At 70.3% G+C, this 18232-nt stretch carries 9 protein-coding genes; 6 read left to right on the forward strand and 3 right to left on the reverse strand.

The genetic code is table 11. From position 1 onward, the window contains the following. Nucleotides 1-85 precede the first annotated feature (85 nt). Nucleotides 86-412 carry an STAS domain-containing protein gene (locus KOI35_RS30035; RefSeq protein ID WP_215791988.1) on the forward strand — a complete coding sequence of 109 codons (327 nt, stop codon included), beginning with the start codon at nt 86-88 and terminating at the stop codon, nt 410-412. Here the strand turns inward: KOI35_RS30035 and KOI35_RS30040 are convergent, their stop codons facing one another. Together KOI35_RS30040 and KOI35_RS30045 are read right to left on the reverse strand one after the other, a co-directional pair. After that, a complete protein-coding gene (locus tag KOI35_RS30040; protein WP_215791989.1) occupies nt 413-961 on the reverse strand; it encodes a response regulator in 549 nt (182 codons plus the stop codon). It abuts the gene before it with no gap. 21 nt (nt 962-982) lie between these two features. Further along, nucleotides 983-5389, reverse strand: coding sequence for a HAMP domain-containing protein (locus KOI35_RS30045; RefSeq protein ID WP_215791990.1), 4407 nt, complete (start codon nt 5387-5389; stop codon nt 983-985). Between the two features lie 61 nt (nt 5390-5450). Between KOI35_RS30045 and KOI35_RS30050 the strand changes: the two genes are divergently transcribed. Continuing rightward, nucleotides 5451-7541, forward strand: a complete 2091-nt coding sequence (locus KOI35_RS30050) for a SpoIIE family protein phosphatase (protein ID WP_215791991.1) — start codon at nt 5451-5453, stop codon at nt 7539-7541. Between the two features lie 123 nt (nt 7542-7664). After that, nucleotides 7665-8279, forward strand: a complete 615-nt coding sequence (locus KOI35_RS30055; RefSeq protein ID WP_215791992.1) for a dihydrofolate reductase family protein — start codon at nt 7665-7667, stop codon at nt 8277-8279. A gap of 457 nt (nt 8280-8736) precedes the next feature. On the opposite strand, the gene KOI35_RS30060 is transcribed toward KOI35_RS30055, so the two are convergent. Beyond that, a complete protein-coding gene (locus KOI35_RS30060; protein WP_308121215.1) occupies nt 8737-9867 on the reverse strand; it encodes an FAD-binding oxidoreductase in 1131 nt (376 codons plus the stop codon). A 149-nt stretch (nt 9868-10016) separates the two neighbouring features. On the opposite strand from KOI35_RS30060, the gene KOI35_RS30065 reads away from it, so the two are divergent. From KOI35_RS30065 to KOI35_RS30075, 3 genes are all read left to right on the forward strand, one after another. After that, the gene (locus KOI35_RS30065) at nt 10017-12101 is read left to right on the forward strand and encodes a S9 family peptidase (RefSeq protein ID WP_215791993.1); all 2085 of its coding nucleotides are present in this window, start codon (nt 10017-10019) and stop codon (nt 12099-12101) included. Between the two features lie 86 nt (nt 12102-12187). Beyond that, a complete protein-coding gene (locus KOI35_RS30070; protein WP_215791994.1) occupies nt 12188-15208 on the forward strand; it encodes an FG-GAP repeat domain-containing protein in 3021 nt (1006 codons plus the stop codon). A gap of 14 nt (nt 15209-15222) precedes the next feature. Next, a complete protein-coding gene (locus tag KOI35_RS30075; protein ID WP_215791995.1) occupies nt 15223-18231 on the forward strand; it encodes an FG-GAP-like repeat-containing protein in 3009 nt (1002 codons plus the stop codon). Nucleotide 18232: the final 1 nt, after the last annotated feature.

An 18232-nucleotide genomic window follows, 5' to 3' on the forward strand; every position in this document is an offset into this window, starting at 1 on the left:
ACGGCGGCACCCGCGGATGTCGGGAACGCCCCGATCTGGCCGAGCCCAACAGGCCGAACAAGCGCACAGGCGATAGGCTGGCCCGGTGGAACGACCCGAGCTGTCGATCACGGTTGAGCACGCACCCGACGAGGTCACCTTCCATCTCGCCGGGGAGATCGACGTGCTCACGGTCACGAACCTGTCGACCCTGGTCAACGAGACATTGACCGACCCGCCGGCCCGCATCGTGCTCGACATGGCCGGTGTCACGTTCTGCGACTCCCAGGGTCTCGGCACCCTCGTGGTGCTCAGCCGCAAGGCCCAGCATGCCCGTTCTGTCCTGTCTCTGGCGAACGTGGGCGACTTCCTGCTGCGAGTGCTCGATATCACCGGCCTGCGCAGCGCCCTGATGATCAGCAGCACTGCTTAGCTAACTGCCCCAGCGGGCTTTCTCGAGCAGGGCCAGCGCCTCGGCCGCGGCGTCTTCGCCACCCGAACGCAGCACCCGGGCGGCCTCGTCGACCGTCTCGGTGAGCCGGTCCCACTGCGCCTCACGCTCGCGGGTCGCCTCGCCCTGAGCCTTGAGCTGCTGGGTCTTGGTCCACAGCTCGACGAAGATGTTGACCTTGGCACGCAGCACCCACGGGTCGAACGGCTTGGTCAGGTAGTCGACCGCGCCGACGGCGTAGCCGCGCAGGGCGAGCTGGGCGTCCCGGTCGGCCGCGGTGAGGAACAGGATCGGCACATGGCGGGTCCGTTCCCGCCGCTTGATGTGGCTGGCGGTCTCGAACCCGTCCATGTTGGGCATCTGCGCGTCCAGCAGGATGACCGCGAAATCGTCGGTGAGCAGCTGTTTCAGCGCGGCCTCGCCGCTCTCGACGGCCACCGGCGTGACCGGCAGGCCCTGCAGGATCGCCTCCAGGGCGAGCAGGTTGTCCCTGCGGTCGTCGACCAGCAGGGCCTTCGCTAGCTCCGCCACTTTGCTCCCCTCGTGGACCGGTCAGCCCAGGTCCGGCTCCGTGGACTTGTCGGCGTTCACCCAGCGGGCCATCAGTTCGATCAGCTCGTCCAGGTCGACGGGCTTGGTGATGTAGTCGCTGGCGCCGGCCGCGAGTGCCGACTCCCGGTCGCCGGGCATCGCCTTGGCCGTCAGGAACACTACCGGGAGATCCTGGAAGCGCTGATTGCGCCGGATTCCGCGGGTGGTCTCGTAGCCGTCCTGATCGGGCATCATCGCGTCCATCAGCACGATGTCGACCTCGGGATGCTCGGCCAGCAGCCGTACGCCGTCGACCCCGTTGTCGGAGTAGAGCACGTTCAGCCCGTGCATCTCGAGCGCGCTGGTCAGCGCGAACACGTTCCGCACGTCGTCGTCGACGATGAGCACCGTGGCGCCGTCGAGCTGCCGGCTGGCCGGGCTCACCACGTGGCCCTCCAGCGCCGGGCCCTGGTGCAGCACCGGCATCTCCATCAGCGGGATGTCGATCGGCGCCGGCGCGGGCTGCACCACCACCGTGGTCGACGGCAGCGTGGGCAGGCTCAGCGGCGGGATGGCCTCGGCGCTGAGCGCGTCGGGCATGTAGAGCGTGAAGGTCGAGCCTTCGCCCGGCCGGGACGACACCACGATCGTGCCGCCGAGCAGGGCGGCCAGGTCACGGCTGATCGACAGGCCCAGGCCGGTGCCGCCGTACTTCCGGGTGGTCGTGCCGTCGGCCTGCTGGAACGGCTCGAAGATGATCGCCAGCTTCTCGTCGTTGATGCCGATGCCGGTGTCGGTCACCGCGAAGGCGATCACCTGCCGGGCCGCGGCCAGGGCGGGCACCTCGAAGTCGGTCTCGGGCGGGGCACCGAAGATGCTCAGCGTGACCGAGCCGCTGTCGGTGAACTTGACCGCATTGGACAGCATGTTGCGCAGGATCTGGTGGAGCCGCTGCGCGTCGGTGAGGATCGAGTCGGGCAGGCCGGGCTGGAGCCAGACCCGGAATTCCAGGTTCTTCTCGTTGGCCTGCGGCGCGAACGCCTGCTCGACATAGCTGCGGACACCCTCGAAGTCGACCTGGTCGGGCTCGACGTCCATCCGACCGGCCTCGATCTTGGCCAGGTCGAGGATGTCGTCGATCAGCGACAGCAGGTCGGTGCCGGCGCTGAAGATGGTGCGCGCGAACTCGATCTGCTTGTCGGTCAGGTTGGTGTCGTTGTTGTCGGCCAGCAGGCGGGCCAGCAGCAGCAGCGAGTTGAGCGGGGTCCGCAGCTCGTGGCTCATGTTGGCCAGGAACTCCGACTTGTAGGCGCTGGCCCGGCTGAGCTGCTGCGCCTTCTCCTCCAGACCGCGGCGGGCCTGCTCGATCTCGCGGTTCTTGGTCTCGATGTTGGCCTTCTGCTCGCTGAGCAGCTGCGCCTTGTCCTCCAGCTCGGCGTTGGTGCGCTGCAGCTCGGCCGACTGATCCTGCATCTCGCGGGCCAGCCGCTGCGATTGCGAGAGCAGTTCCTCCGTACGCCGGTTGGCCTGAATGGTGTTCAAGGCGACGCCGATCGTGGAGACGAGCCGCTCGAGGAACGTCAGGTGCAGCCCCGAGAAGGCGGCCACCGACGCGAACTCGATCACGCCGAGCATCTCGCCCTCGAACAGCACCGGCAGCACGACCAGATCGTTCGGCGGCATCGACATCAGGCCCGAGCGCATGGTCAGGATGCCGTCGTGGGTGGCCCGCACCCGGATCGTGCGGCGCGAGACGGCGGCCTGGCCGACCAGTCCCTCGCCGGGCCCGAAGGTCACCTCGTGGTTGCGGGCGACGTAGCCGTACGACGCGGCCAGCCGCAGCCGCATGACTGCCTGCTCGTTGTCGACCAGGAAGAACGCGCCGAGCTGGGCGTCCACCAGCGGGGTCACCTCGGTCATGATCATGCGGCACACCTCGCCGAGATCACGCTGGCCCTGCAGCAGGCCACCGATGCGGGCCAGGTTGGAGTCGAGCCAGCCCTGCTCGGCGTTGGCCTTGGTCGTCTCGCGGAGCGTGACGATCATCTGGTTGATGTTGTCCTTGAGCTCGGCCACCTCGCCCTGCGCATCGAGCACGATGCTCTGGGTCAGGTCGCCGCGGGTCACGGCGGTGGACACCTCGGCGATCGCGCGCAGCTGGATGGTCAGCGTCGAGGCCAGCTGGTTCACGTTGTCGGTGAGGTCCTGCCACGTACCGGAAACGCCCTTGACCTGGGCCTGACCACCGAGCTTGCCCTCGACGCCGACCTCGCGGCCGACCCGGGTGACCTCGGTGGCAAAGCTGGAGAGCTGGTCGACCATCGTGTTGACAGTGTCTTTGAGCTCGAGGATCTCGCCGCGGGCGTCGACCGTGATCTTCTGCGACAGGTCACCCTTGGCCACCGCCGTGGTCACCGAGGCGATGTTTCGCACCTGGGCCGTCAGGTTGGACGCCATGTAGTTCACGTTGTCGGTCAGGTCGCGCCACGTGCCGGCCACGCCGCGCACCTGGGCCTGACCACCCAGCTTGCCCTCGGAACCCACCTCGCGGGCCACGCGGGTGACCTCGTCGGCGAACGACGACAGCTGGTCGACCATCGTGTTCACGGTGTTCTTGAGCTCGAGGATCTCGCCCTGGGCGTCGACCGTGATCTTCTGCGACAGGTCACCCTTGGCCACCGCCGTCGACACCTGGGCGATGTTGCGCACCTGGCCGGTGAGGTTGGAGGCCATCGAGTTCACGTTGTCGGTCAGGTCGCGCCACGTGCCGGCCACGCCGCGCACCTGGGCCTGACCGCCGAGCTTGCCCTCGGTGCCGACCTCACGGGCCACGCGGGTGACCTCGTCGGCGAACGAGGAGAGCTGGTCGACCATGGTGTTGACGGTCGACTTGAGCTCGAGGATCTCGCCGCGGGCGTCGACCGTGATCTTCTGCGACAGGTCACCCTTGGCCACGGCGGTGGTGACCGACGAGATGTTGCGGACCTGGCTGGTCAGGTTGGACGCCATGTAGTTCACGTTGTCGGTGAGGTCGCGCCACGTGCCGGAAACGCCCTTGACCTGGGCCTGGCCGCCGAGCTTGCCCTCCGAGCCGACCTCGCGGGCCACTCGTGTCACCTCTTCGGCGAACGAGGAGAGCTGGTCGACCATCGTGTTCACGGTGTTCTTCAGCTCGGCGATCTCGCCCCGGGCGTCGACCGTGATCTTCTGCGACAGGTCACCCTTGGCCACCGCCGTCGACACCTGGGCGATGTTGCGGACCTGGTCGGTGAGGTTGTCGGCGAGCTGGTTCACGTTCTCGGTCAGGTCGCGCCAGGTGCCCGAGACGCCGCGCACCTGGGCCTGACCACCCAGCCGGCCGTCGGTGCCCACCTCACGGGCCACACGCGTGACCTCGTCGGCGAACGACGACAGCTGGTCGACCATCGTGTTCACGGTGTCTTTGAGCTCGAGGATCTCGCCCTGCGCGGCCACCGTGATCTTCTGCGACAGGTCACCCTTGGCCACCGCCGTCGACACCTGGGCGATGTTGCGCACCTGGCTCGTCAGGTTGGAGGCCATCGAGTTCACCGAGTCGGTGAGGTCCTTCCAGGTGCCGGCCACGTTGGGCACCTCGGCCTGGCCGCCCAGCTTGCCCTCGGTGCCCACCTCGCGGGCCACCCGGGTCACCTGCTCGGCGAAGAGCCGCAGCGTGTCGGTCAGGCCGTTCATCGTGTCGGACAGCTCGGCGACCTCGCCGCGGGCGGAGACCGTGATCTTTTGCGACAGATCGCCCCGGGCCATCGCCGTGGCCACCTGTGAGATGGATCGCACCTGGTGGGTCAGGTTCGACGCCATGGTGTTCACCGAGTCGGTCAGGTCTTTCCAGGTGCCGGCCACGCCGCGTACGTCGGCCTGGCCGCCCAGCTCGCCCTCGGTGCCCACCTCGCGGGCCACCCGGGTCACCTCGTCGGCGAACGACGACAGCTGGTCCACCATCGTGTTCACCGTGCGGCCGATCCGCAGGAATTCACCCCGGAGTGGTCGCCCGTCCATTTCCAGTGCCATGTGCTGCGAGAGGTCACCCTCGGCGACGGCCACGATGACCCGGGAGATCTCGGTGGTCGGCCGCCCGAGGTCGTCGATCAGGGAGTTCACCGATCGGACGCTGTCGGCCCACGAGCCGTCGAGGCCCTCGTCGTCCAGCCGCTCGGTGAGCCGCCCGTCGCGTCCGACGATCCGGCTGATCCGGCGCAGGTCGAGATTCTGCCGCTCCTGCAGCGACACCACCTCGTTGAACGCATCGGCGACCTCACCGGCCATCCCGCTGCGGCGGGGCAGCCGGACCTTGAGATCACCACGGCGAACTCGCCGCAGAGCCTCGGCGAGTTCACCGAGCACGGCGGTGTCGTCGGGCAGGCCGACGCTGGCTTCCTTGGCCGCGGTCATGCTGTCCTCACTCGCTGTCCATCCGGCTGGGCTCCCTATCCTCTCTCGCCCGACCGGGTCAATGCGAGAGACGACTTTGTGCACGGGCCCCCCTACAGGAGAGGATGCATGCGTGTCAGTGGAGGCCGATGCGATCTCGGACACCCCGCCGGGTGGGCCCGTCCGGCGCGTCCGGCTGCCCAACGACCGGCGGACGCCGGCTGCTGCGCGTGCCCTCGTGCGCACGGTCCTCGAGGAAGCGGGGCTGGAAAGCCTGCTCAACGAGGCGTTGCTGCTCACCACCGAGCTTTCCACCAATGCGGTGGTCCACGCCAACACCGAGCTCGACATCGAGGTTCGCGCCGACGCCACCGGGCTGACCGTGACGGTCACCGACTTCGCGCCGGGCCCGGTCGAGCAGCTGGCGGTCGGCCCGCGCAACGAGAGCGTCGACATCGGCGAGGTCGCCGAGCGCGGCCGTGGGCTGCTGCTGGTCGACCATTTCGCCAGCCGCTGGGGCACGGTGCACGAGGGTTCCGGCAAGGGCGTCTGGTTCCGCCTCGAGGGGCGGGCGGCGAGCCCGGCCACGGCCGTGGTGCCGGCGACCGCCGACGCGCCCGATTTCGGGTCGGCCGGGGTCGGCGCGCTCGCCACGCTGCTGCAGGTCAACCCCGAGCGCAACTCCGAAGAGGGCGTGGCCGAGTTCGCGGCCGATCTGCTGGCCCAGCTCGCCCGGCTGACCGGGGCGGCCGGCGGGGTGATCCGCCTCGACCGCGGCGACGGCGGCGGGCGCCAGCTGCTGGCCCGTTACGGCCGGGCCCCGCGCGACGACGCCGACACCATCCGGGTGCCGCTCAACGTGCAGAGGCCGTACGCGGGGGAACTGGAACTTGACTCTTCCCCCATCGGCTTCGCTCAGCCGCTGGCCGCGCTGGTCGCCGAGCGGTTCTCGCTGCACCTCGAGAACGACCGCCTGCGCCGGGCCGACCTGCGCCGCCAGACCTGGCTGACCTTCCTGGCCGAGGCGAGCGAGCTGCTGGCCCAGTCACTCGACGTCAACCTGACGATGGCGCTGATCCCGCAGCTGGTGGTGCCGCGCCTGGGCCAGTGGTGCGCGGTGCACACCACCGACGCGTGGGGCCGGCTGCAACTGGCCGCGGCCACCCACACCGACGAGTCGCTGCTGCCCCAGCTGCACGAGACGCTCGAGGAGACCGGTCCCGACTCGATCCTGGCCCGGCTCGAAGAGGCGTCAAGGCTCGGCACCCAGGTGATGCTGGGCGCGCCGACCGAGGGCTTCGCGGTGCCGCTGGTCGCCCGGGGCACCCGGCTCGGCACGCTGGCGGTGGGTCGCCATCACCGCATCCGGCACGACGCCGACGAGGTCAACGTGCTCGAAGACGTGGCCCGGCGCGCCGCCCTGGCGATCGACAACGCCCGCATCCACGACGAGCGGCACAAGGTCGCCCGCACGCTCCAGGCCTCACTCCTGCCGCCGGCGCTGCCCAAGGTCGAGGGCATCGGGTTCGCCGCCGAATACGTGCCGACCGGCTCCGAGGTCGGCGGCGACTTCTACGACGTGGTGCCCTCGGGCCCCGACAGCTGGATCGTCGTGGTCGGCGACGTGTCGGGCAAGGGCGTGCAGGCGGCGACCGTGACCGGCCTCGTCCGCGACGTGATCCGCATCCTGGTCGACGATGGCAAGCCGATGGGCGAGATCCTCTGCCGGGTCAACAAGACGCTGGTGCAGCGCGGGGGCGGGCGATACTGCACGCTCGCGATGGCCTCGGTGACCCGAGCGCAGGACGGGGTGCTGTCGGTCTGCCTGCACCTGGCCGGGCACGACCGGGCGGTGCTGGTGCACGCGGACGGCAAGACGTCGTTCGTGGGCGAGGGCGGCACGGCGCTCGGCCTGCTCGAGTCGATCACCTCGCCCGACGTCGAGGTGCGGCTGCAGCCGGGCGACTCCCTGATCTTCTACACCGACGGGGTGACCGAGCGTCGCCGCGGGCGGGAGCTTTTCGGTACGGGCCGGCTGCGCGACGCGGCGGGCCCACTGGCCGGTTATCCGGCCGAGGTGATGGCGGCCCGGCTGCGCTCCACCACGATCAACTTCTCGGTCGAGGAGCCGCGGGACGACATCGCGATCCTCGTGCTGCGCAACGACGCCTGAGTCTCACTGTTCACCGGGAATCCCGGGCCGGCATCACGCGGGATTCCGGGCCAGCTTCACAGGTAAACCCAAGCCAGCCGATTCGCCCCTTTAAGCCAGATTTTTCGTGGCATGGTGTTTGTCATGGCGAAAACTCAGTACTACACGGCGACGAGCATCGACGGTTATATCGCCGACGAGAACAACTCGCTGGAGTGGCTCTTCGACGTCGACGGGGGCAACGAGAACCCCTTCGGCGGGTTCTTCGCGGGTGTCGGCGCGTTCGCCATGGGCGCGACCACCTACGAGTGGGTGCTGAAGAACGACAACGTGCTCGACCAGCCGCAGAACTGGCACGACCTGTACGGCGACATGCCCTGCTGGGTCTTCGCCAACCGGGAGCTGCCGCTGGTGCCCGACGCCAACGTCTTCATGGTCAGCGGTGACGTGAAGCGGGTGCACGAGGCGATGCTGGTGGCGGCCAAGGGCAAGAACGTCTGGCTGGTCGGCGGCGGCGACCTGGTGGGCCAGTTCGTCGACCAGGGCCTGCTCGACGAGATCATCCTGGGTATCGCCCCGGTCGTGCTCGGCGGCGGCGCCCCGCTGCTGCCCCGCCACCTGACCTCGCAGAACCTGGCGCTGACGGGCACGGCCCAGATCGGCCGCTTCGCCTATCTGACCTACGCCGTCGGCAGCGAGCCCGTCCCCGACCGCCACCCGGCCGCCGCGGGCAGCCGTTACGCCGTCCTGCACAGCTGAGCCACCGCAGCGCGCGCGTAAAGCGGCAGCCCCGCGTACCAGCAGCCCCGCGAACCGGCAGCCTCGCGTACGAGCAGCCCCGCGAACCAGCAGCCCCGCGAACCGGCAGGCTCGCACGTCCGCGGGCTCGAGCGGCACCACCGGACCGGCGGCCTACGGCACGCTGCTCGAACGGGTCGCCCGGGTCGAACCGGCAGCACCGCGAACCGGCAGCCCCGCGAACCGCGCAGGCTCGCACGTCCGCGGGCTCGCGTACCGGCAAGCTCGCGCGTCCGCGGGCTAGCACGTCCGCAAGCTCGCGAACCGGCAAGCTCGCGAACCGGCAAGCTCGCGAACCGGCAAGCTCGCGAACCGGCAAGCTCGCGAACCGGCAAGCTCGCGCGTCCGCGGGCTCGCACATCCGCGGGCTCGCGAACCGGCAAGCTCGCACATCGGCGGGCTCGGCGCACCGCGCCCGTCAGAACAGGTCGCGCTGGCCGGCCATCTCGACCTCGTGGGCGACCTCGGGCGGGGCCGCGACGACCACCGCGCGCCCGTTGCGAGCCAGCAGCACGTGCCGGACGCTCTCGACGATCGCGGTGATGCGGTCGGGCGGCAGCGTGCCCGGCAGCACCGCGTGGACCGTGCCCAGCCCGGCCGAGCCACGCACCGGCACCGCACCACCGGCCGCGTCGCCCAGCGAGTAGATGGCGGACGGCAGGTCGGCGACCGACATCGAGAGCCGCAAGGCGACGTCGTCGCGGCGGAACGGATAGACGCCCCACCACGGCGGCGCGATCGGCGTGACCACGGCCCCGGCACCCCAGGCGCCCGCGAGCCGCTCGGCCTGCTCGACCGCCGACGCCTCGGCCCCCTCGAACAGCACCGCCAGCGTGCCGCCCTGACCGCCGGCGGGCAGGTCGGCCTCGATCGCGCTGGGCTCGAAGTCGTCGGCCGTCTCGATCAGTTTGCCCAGTTGCAGCGGGGTCGGGAGGGCGACGCCGACCCAGCGCCGGGCCGGCGGCAGCGGCTCGAGCCGCAGAGTGGCCGCCGTGATCACGCCGTCGATCTCGGCCAGCCCGGGCCGGCCGTCCTCCCCGTCGGACGAGGCCGCCTGACCGGTGCGGTCGATGTAGGCGACGCTCTGCACGTATTCGGCCGGGGTGCCGAACCGGTAGCGCAGCGGCCCCGACTCATTGACCGCGAGCATGCCGCCGACCGTGGCCGTGCGGGACGGCGGATCGACCGGGAGGCGCTGACCCTGCAGAGCGAGCGCGGCCTGCAGAGCGTGAACGGGAGTGCCGGTCGCCACCTCGGCCGTGGCGCGCTCGACGTCGTGATTCCACATGCCGCTGAGCCGCCCGGTGTCGACCACCACGTCGACGCCCGGCCGCGGCGTACCCCAATCGATCTTGGAACCGCTGCCCCGGGCCAGAGCGCTGAGGCCCCGATCGGCGACGAGGCTCAGGATGTCGGAGACCGCATGCGCGGTGGCCGGCACCGCGACGTGACCCACGCGCCGGCCGCCGACCGTGTCGACAGTGCGGGCGACGCGCGCGTAGTCGGGCCCGCAGATGTCCACAAGCGCATCGAGAACTGGTTCGTTCACGTCCCGTTTCTCCACGTCCCTCGACGGCGGTAGATCGAACGATCCGAAGATCGTCCACTCTGGCATATCGTACACCTGTTCGAACGAGCGCGGTCAGCAGGCGCAAGAAGTGCAGAAGTCGCGGATTTCGGACCGGTAACCTGGGGCGCGTGACAATCCAGACTCCCGACGGCCCGCCCTCGGCCCGCCAGGTGCCCAGCGAGCGCACCTTCCACGGCGACACCGTCACCGACGAATACGCGTGGCTGGCCGACAAGGAGGATCCGCAGACCCGCGCCTATCTCGAGGCCGAGAATGCGTGGTCCGAGCAGGCGACGGCCCATCTGGCCGGGCTCCGCGAGACGATCTTCGACGAGATCAAGGGCCGCACGCTCGAGACCGACCTCAGCGTGCCCGCGCGTAAGGGCGCCTACTGGTATTACACGCGCACGGTCGAGGGCCAGCAGTACGGCATCCAGTGCCGCGTCCCCGTGCGTCCGGGTGAGACCGACCCGCCGTCGGCCGGCGACAACCCCGACGAGCAGGTGCTGCTCGACGGCAACGAGCTGGCCGAGGGCCACGAGTTCTTCGCGCTGGGCACCTACGACGTCAGCATCGACGGCAACTGGCTGGCCTACTCGACCGACTTCTCCGGCGACGAGCGGTTCACCCTGCGCATCAAAGACCTGCGCACCGGCGAGCTGCTGCCCGACGAGATCCCCGACACCTTCTACGACTCGGCCTGGTCGGCCGACGCCGGCTCGCTGTTCTACACGACGGTCGACGAGGCCTGGCGGCCGCACCGAATCTGGCGGCACACGATCGGCCGCCCGTCGAGCGACGACGTGGTCGTCTACGAAGAGGCCGACGCGCGCTTCTGGGTCGGCGTCGAGCTGACCCGCAGCGACAAGTTCATCGTGATCAGCTCGGGCAGCAAGATCACGTCAGAGGTCCGGGTCCTCCCGGCCGACGCCCCCGAGTCCGAGCCGGCCCTGATCGCGCCGCGCGTGCAGGGCGTCGAATATTCGATCGACCACCACGGCCACCGCTTCCTCATCCTGCACAACCGGGACGCTGAAGACTTCGCCCTGTCCTGGACGTCGGCCGACGCCCCCGGCGACTGGGTCGATCTGATCCCGCACGAGCCCGGCACCCGCCTCGAGTCGGTCGACGCGTTCGCCCGGCACATCGTGATCTCGCAGCGGCGTGACGGCCTGACCGGGCTGCGGGTGATGACCGACGGCAGCACCGACTCGTACGAGATGGAATTCCCCGAGCCGCTCTACACGGTCGGCCTGGGCGGCAACCCGGAGTACGACACGTCGACCGTCCGCATCGGCTACACCTCGATGGTCACGCCCGGCTCGGTCTTCGACGTCGACCTGAACACCCGCACGATGGTGCTGCGCAAGCAGAAGCCGGTGCTGGGTGGCTACCGGCCGGAAGACTATGAGCAGTTCCGTGAGTGGGCCACGGCGCCCGACGGCACCCGGGTGCCGATCTCGATCGTCGCGCGCACGGGCGTCCACGAGGGCGGGCCGGCGCCGATGGTGCTCTACGGCTACGGGTCGTACGAAGTCAGCACCGACCCGTACTTCTCGATCGCCCGCCTGTCGCTGCTCGACCGCGGGGTCGTCTTCGCCATCGCGCACATCCGCGGCGGCGGCGAGATGGGCCGCCGCTGGTACGAGCAGGGCAAGATCCTGACCAAGCGCAACACGTTCACCGACTTCGTGGCGTGCGCGCAGGCCCTCAGCCGCGGCGGCTGGACGTCGCCCGGGCAGCTCGTCGCCCGCGGCGGCTCGGCCGGCGGCCTGCTGATGGGCGCGGTCGCCAACCTGGCCCCCGAAGAGTTCGCCGGCATCCTGGCCGAGGTGCCCTTCGTCGACCCGGTGACGAGCATCCTCGACCCGTCGCTCCCGCTCACCGTCACCGAGTGGGAGGAGTGGGGCAACCCGATCGAATCGGCCGACGTTTATGCCTATATGAAGTCGTACAGCCCGTACGAGAATGTCGCGAAGCTGAAATACCCGCGAATGCTGGTGATGGCCGGGCTGAACGACACGCGCGTGCTCTACCACGAGCCGGCCAAGTGGGTGGCCCGGCTGCGCGCGGTCGCCCCCGACGGCGACTACCTGCTCAAGACCGAGATGGGCGCCGGCCACTCCGGACCGAGTGGCCGCTACGACGCCTGGCGCGAAGAGGCTTTCGTGCTGGCCTGGACCCTCGACGTGCTGGGCCTGACCGGCAAATAGCAGAGCCCCCGCGGCGACCGCGACATCACTGTTGAAACGGCGACGGTGAATGTCTACGATGCGGTCGATCACAACGGGGGCCATAGATGTACACAACTTCCCGCCGCGCCGTCGCGGCGGTCATTTCCGGTCTCTTTCTCTCGGTCGGCGCCTCGGTCACTCCAGCCGAGGCGGCCACCGCACCGAGCGAAGTCAAGGTCATTCCGGCCGACCGGTCGCCGGTGATACTCGCCCAGCGGCTGGTCTTCGCCGGCGAGACCGGCGTGCTGCACCAGCACACGGCCACCTCGCCGTGGCTGTGGACGCCGTACGCGACCGGCCGCACCACCATCGTCGAGGGCATCACCGGCGTCTCCTCGTCGGCCGTCATCCCGGCCGGCGGCGACACTGTGGAGTTCACGACCGCGGTGCCCGGCCACGACTTCTCGGTGACCACCCGGGCCGCGCTCGACCTGAGCACGATGACCTGGCGGCAGCACAGCCTGCCGGGCAGCGGCTACGTCACCCGCCTGCTGGGCGACTTCCGCGTCGTCCTGCGCAACACCTCCACCCCGGTGCGCGAGGTGTGGTCGCTCGGCGCCGACGGCAGCCACGAGGCCACGCCGATCACCGGGGTGCCCGAGGACACGTCGGCCATTTCCGTACGGGCCGGGGACGCCGACGCCGCCGTACTGTCGCTGACCGGCCCCACCGATGACCGGCTGGGCCTGCTCGACCTGCGCACCGGCCGGGTCGAGCTGCTGGCCGGGACCGACGGGACGGGCACGGCCCGGCTGAGTTCGGACCGGATCGGCATCTTCCTCGGCGCCACGGTCCGCACCTGGTCGCGGTCGGCCGTGCTCGCCGGCCGGAACCCGGAGCCCACCGTGCTCACGCTGCCGTCGACGCCGTCCACAGTGTCGGTCGGGCTCGCCGGCGACGACGTCATCGTCGCGCCCTCGGTGAGCATGACGGGCCGGGCTCCGGTGCTGCGCTACTCGCCCGGCGGCGGGCAGCCCACGCCGGTGGTCCCGCTCGGCGACTTCTGGACGGCTCAGGGCCCCGACGGTGTGCTGCTGACCGGCGGCGACGGCGCGGGCACGTGGTCGATCCGCCAGGCCACGGAGGGCGGCCAGTCGGTCGTGACGTCGCTCGACCGGCCCGCCAGCACCCTCGGGGTCACGCTGCTGGCGGGCCGCCTGCGGCACCTCCAGGCCTACCCGGCCTCGGGCGAGACGAACAACCCGGAAAGCCGGGTTTTCACCCACTCCGTCACCGGCCCGGCCGAGCCGACTCCCGACACCGGCGCCCTGCCCGCCAATCTGCTCCCATGCCAGACCGGTGCCGCCTGTGCCCGCACGGTGGACGGCTATCAAACCGGCACCGTCTACCTGGCCGGCGACGACGGCTCCATCACCGTCCGTTCCCTGCCCAACGGCGGCAGCCTGGAAAACCTGCCATCGGCGGGCGGTTCGATCGCCGACGTGTCCTCGTCGTGGATTCTGGTCAACGGCACCAGCCCGGCCAAGCTCTACATCGTCGGCATCGGCAACACGCCGACCATCACCCGCCCGGCCACCGGTGCCGCCCTGGTCGGCAACATCATGTGGAGCGCCAACCGGGCTGGTTTTCTGCGGGCGGAAGACTTGAGCAAGGGGACCGTCGGTCTCGAGGTGCCGACCGGATCGAACTGCACGGCCACCGAGGTGCAGGCCACCGCGCGGCACCTCTACTGGGCCTGCGGCGCGAGCGGCCCGGCCGGCGTCTACGACAAGGTGCGCAAACTCAACATCGCGGTGCCGCCCGCGCAGTATCTGCTCGGCGACAACTACGTCGTACGGCATGACGCCACCGGCGCACTGATCCGCCACGACCTCACCGATGGCGTGCTCGGCGCAGCCACCACCATGGCCACCTTCCCGCGCGGGAGCCTGGCCGACGACCGCCACATCACGTGGGCCGTCGACAAGCTCGGCGGCGACGTGGCCTGGGTCGACGAGTCGGACGACGTGCACATCGTCGACCCGGGCGTCACCCCGTCCCCGCCGGCCGCCACGGCCACCCGGATCCAGGAATCGCTCTACTACGGCGACGGGATCGGCTGGTCGGGCTCGATGGACCTGAACCAGCCGGTCGACTCCTCCACGACGACGATCACCGAAGTCCGTACGGGACAGGTCGTCGCCACCACCGACAACGGTTTCAGCCGCAGTGCGGTCTACGCCAGCTGGAACGGTCTGGTCGGCGGCAAGCGGGTGACCAGCGGGACCTACCGGGTGAGCGTGACCGGCACCGCGGGTGGAGTCACCGCGACCCTCGGCTCGGGCACGTTCTGGGTCATGTGCGGCGTCACCCGATTGCACTCCCCCGAGTGCCACGGCGCTCCGGCCGTGCTCGGCACACTGGACACGCCAACCAGGCTGGAGGGCCACTGGCTGATCTCGCAGCCGTCGAAGACGACGCTGTGGGATCAGGGCTCGACCGAGGACTGGACCGGCGCCACGGCGATCGTGCCGTACGGCGACATCACCCAGGACTTCATGAACGACCTGCTGGTCCGCCGCTCGGACGGCACGATGCGGTCCTATCGCGGCATCGGTCAGTCGCACTACGGCACCAGCACGGCCGTGCTGGTGCCGGGCAACTGGAACCCGTACAACGTCCTGATCCACACCGGCGACGTCACCGGTGACGGACTGGCCGACCTGATCGCCCGCAACCGCGAGACCGGCGTGCTGTCCATCTTCCCGGGCGACGGGAAGGGCGGCTTCTCCGCGGCCCGGACGATCGCGGGCGGCTACCTGGGCTACAGCCGCTTCGTGGGCTCCGGCGACATCAACGGCGACGGCAAGGCCGACCTGATGATGCAGTACGACCCCACCAGCACGATGTACGCCAAGTACGGCAACGGCGACGGCACGTTCCAGGACAGGGTGGTCGTCGGCACCGGCTGGCTCGGCTACAACGTCGTCCTGGGCGCGGGCGACCTGAACGAGGACGGCAAGAACGACCTGATCATGCGCGACACCGCCGGCAACCTCTATCGGCGGCTCGGCACCGGCGCGGGCACGTTCGGCGACCGTCAGCTCATCGGCTCCGGCTACCAGAAGTACGCCGGTCTCTACTGACCACGGGGAGAGAAATGAAAAGAACCATCGCGGCAGCCATAGGCGGCGTGGTCGTCGCCGCCGGGCTGTCCCTGCCGGGCGTCGCCCAGGCGGCCACCGCACCGACCGAGATCCGGGTGATTCCGGCCCCGGCCGCAGACACCACGTTCGGCACCGACACCCCGGTGTTCGCCGGCGAGACCGGATTCCTGCACCGCCGGGCGTCGTCCTCGCCCTATCTGTGGACGACCTACGCCGACCGTCGCACCACTGTGGTCCCGGGCCTGGGCAGTGTGCCCTCGGCGGCCGTCGCCGGGGCGGGTGGCGACACCGTCATGCTGTTCGCCTCGGCGCCCGACCACCCGGTGACCGACACGACTCGCCAGTCGCTCGACCTGGGCACGATGACCTGGCGCGAGCTGCCCTCGGGCCCCGACATCGGCACCAACCGACTGCTCGGCGACTCGGTGCTGGTCGTCGAGAACGAGACGCCCAACACGGCCGAACTGCGCCGGCTCGCCGCCGACGGAACCGTCACGACGACGCCGGTCACCGGCATCCCGGACGCGTCGCTGCAGACCCTCATCTCAGCCAACGACGGCACCGCCGCCGTGCTCCGCTTCGGCGTGCCCAACGGCCGCTACGGCCTGCTCGACGCCGCTTCGGGGCGCGTCGTTCTGCTGCCGGTCGTCCCGGCCGCGAGCCGGGTCGTGCTGACCGCCGATCGGATCGGCCTGATCTATTCGACCTCGGTGCAGATCTTCGACCGCGCCGCGGTGGCCGACGGCACCGCCACCGAGCCGCGGATCGTCACGCTGCCCGCCGCCGTGTCGTCGCAGAACGTCGGGCTGGCCGGGGACGACGTGATCGCCCTGCGGCCCAGCACCGACCCCGAGCGGCGGCCCGTGCTGCGGCACACGACGGCCGGCGGGGAACCGGCGACCGTCTCCGCGCGCTCCGACAACTACCTGATGCAGGCCTCCGACGGCGTCTACTTCGTGGGCGGCACGGCCCCGGCCGACTGGTCGGTGCGCAAGGCGACCGCGACCGGCGCCTCGGTCGTGCTGGCGCTCCAGGACGCCGACGCGGTCACCGCCGGTCTCACCCTGACCTCGGGCGTGGTCCGTTACACGACCGCGCAGCCGCGACCCGGCGAGAACGCGATCTACCGCCAGTACGCCACGCAGATCGGCGAGGGCGAGCCCGGCACCGGTTCCCCCGTACGCGACGGCGCGCTCTCGTTCCCGCAGACGTGCGAGGCCGACTCGGTCTGCGTCCGCACGGTCGACGGCGCGAACACCGGCTCGGCCTATCTGAGCCGCGACCCGTCCGACTTCCTCGTCCGGTCGGTGCCGCTGGGCCCGGTCGCGGTCGAGGTCGCCGCGCCCGCCAAGCTGGTCGACGCGTCCCCCAACTGGCGGCTCGTCACCCACACCAACTCGAAGGACCTGCTGCGCACCGACGGCACCAAGGTCATCCGCCCGGGCGGGGGCGTCTCGGCCCTCTGGTTCGACAACCTGTGGACGGGCGGTGCGTCGGACGCCATCTCGAGGTACGACCTGCGGGCGAGCGTCGAGACCTTCCCGGGTGTCAGCACCGGTTCGACCTGTACGAAGACCGAGGTCCAGGCCACCGGCAAGCACCTGCTCTGGGCCTGCGGCCCGGACGGACCGGCCGGCGTGGCCGAGTTCACCGGCCGGCGCATCGAGGTTCCGGCCGGGCAGTACCTGCTGGGTGACAACTACCTCGTGCGGCACGCCGACAACGGTGACCTGCTGCGCTACGACCTCACCACCGGCACGCTGGGCGAGCCGGTCGTCATGGCCAACTTCCCGCGCGGCGACCTGGCCGACGACCGCAGCATCACGTGGGCCGTCGACAAGTTCGGCGGTGACGTGGCCTGGGTCGACGCGGACAACGCGGTGCACATCGTCGACCCGGGTGTCGCTCCGTCCGCCCCGGTCGCCGGCACCACCATCTCGGCGCCGACCTCGGTCACCCTGCCGGGCCCGGTGGCCGTGACCGCGCAGCTCTCCCGGCCGGTCACGTCGACCACGCTGACCGTTCTCGACGTACGCAAGAACGTGGTCGCCGCCCGCATCACCGGCGGCGCGGCCCGGGTCACCTCGACCACGACCTGGGACGGTCTGCTCGAAGGCGGCAAGCGGGCGGCCAAGGGCCCGTACCGCTGGACTCTCGCGGCCACTGTGGACGGCCGGACGACCAACATCGGTACCGGCAACTTCACGATCACCTGTGGCGGGGCACCGATGCTGCACAGCTACGAGTGCACCGGTCAGCCGACGCTGCTGGCCCTGAACAGCGCGTCGACCGGCCAGGGGAACTGGCAGTACACCCGGAACACCGGCGACACCATCTCGACGGTGAGCGCCGGCTCCGAGTTGCTGCCGGCGCTGACCGGCATCCTGCCGTACGGCGACATCAACAACGATTCCCGCAACGACCTGCTGGTCCGCCGGTCCGACGGCTCGATGCGGGCCTACCTGGGCGGCGAGGCCCCGCCGCTTGGCAACAAGACCTCGGTGGCACTGCCGGGCAACTGGAACGGCTACGACGCGCTGATCCACACCGGTGACCTCACCAGCGACGGGATCTCCGACCTCGTCGTCCGCGAGCGGGAGAGCGGCTCCCTCTTCATCTTCCCCGGCAACGGCACCGGCGGCTTCGGCGCCGCGCTGCAGATCCCGGGTGGCTACAAGGGATACAGCCGCTTCGTGGGCGTCGGCGACATCAACCTGGACGGCAAGGCCGACCTGATGATGCAGTACGACCCCACCAGCACGATGTACGCGATGTACGGCAACGGCAACGGCACGTTCCAGAACCGGGTGGTCATCAGCACCGGCTGGCTCGGCTACAACGCCGTGATCGGCGCCGGTGACCTCAACGGGGACGGCTTGAACGACCTGCTCCTGCGCGACACCGCGGGCGTCCTCTACCGCCGCCTCGGCATCGGATCCGGCACGTTCGGCGACCGGGCCGTCGTCGGCACCGGCTACCAGCAGTACTCCGGGGTGTACTAGA

The organism is Paractinoplanes bogorensis (assembly GCF_018829635.1).
GTDB classification, from domain to species: Bacteria; Actinomycetota; Actinomycetes; order Mycobacteriales; family Micromonosporaceae; genus Actinoplanes; species Actinoplanes bogorensis.

Bases quoted from the DNA above. Each gene is read 5' to 3' on its own strand.
- KOI35_RS30045 (WP_215791990.1), bottom strand. From the start codon at position 5,389: ATGACCGCGGCCAAGGAAGCCAGCGTCGGCCTGCCCGACGACACCGCC.
- KOI35_RS30050 (WP_215791991.1), top strand. From the start codon at position 5,451: ATGCGAGAGACGACTTTGTGCACGGGCCCCCCTACAGGAGAGGATGCA.
- KOI35_RS30055 (WP_215791992.1), top strand. From the start codon at position 7,665: ATGGCGAAAACTCAGTACTACACGGCGACGAGCATCGACGGTTATATC.
- KOI35_RS30070 (WP_215791994.1), top strand. From the start codon at position 12,188: ATGTACACAACTTCCCGCCGCGCCGTCGCGGCGGTCATTTCCGGTCTC.
- KOI35_RS30075 (WP_215791995.1), top strand. From the start codon at position 15,223: ATGAAAAGAACCATCGCGGCAGCCATAGGCGGCGTGGTCGTCGCCGCC.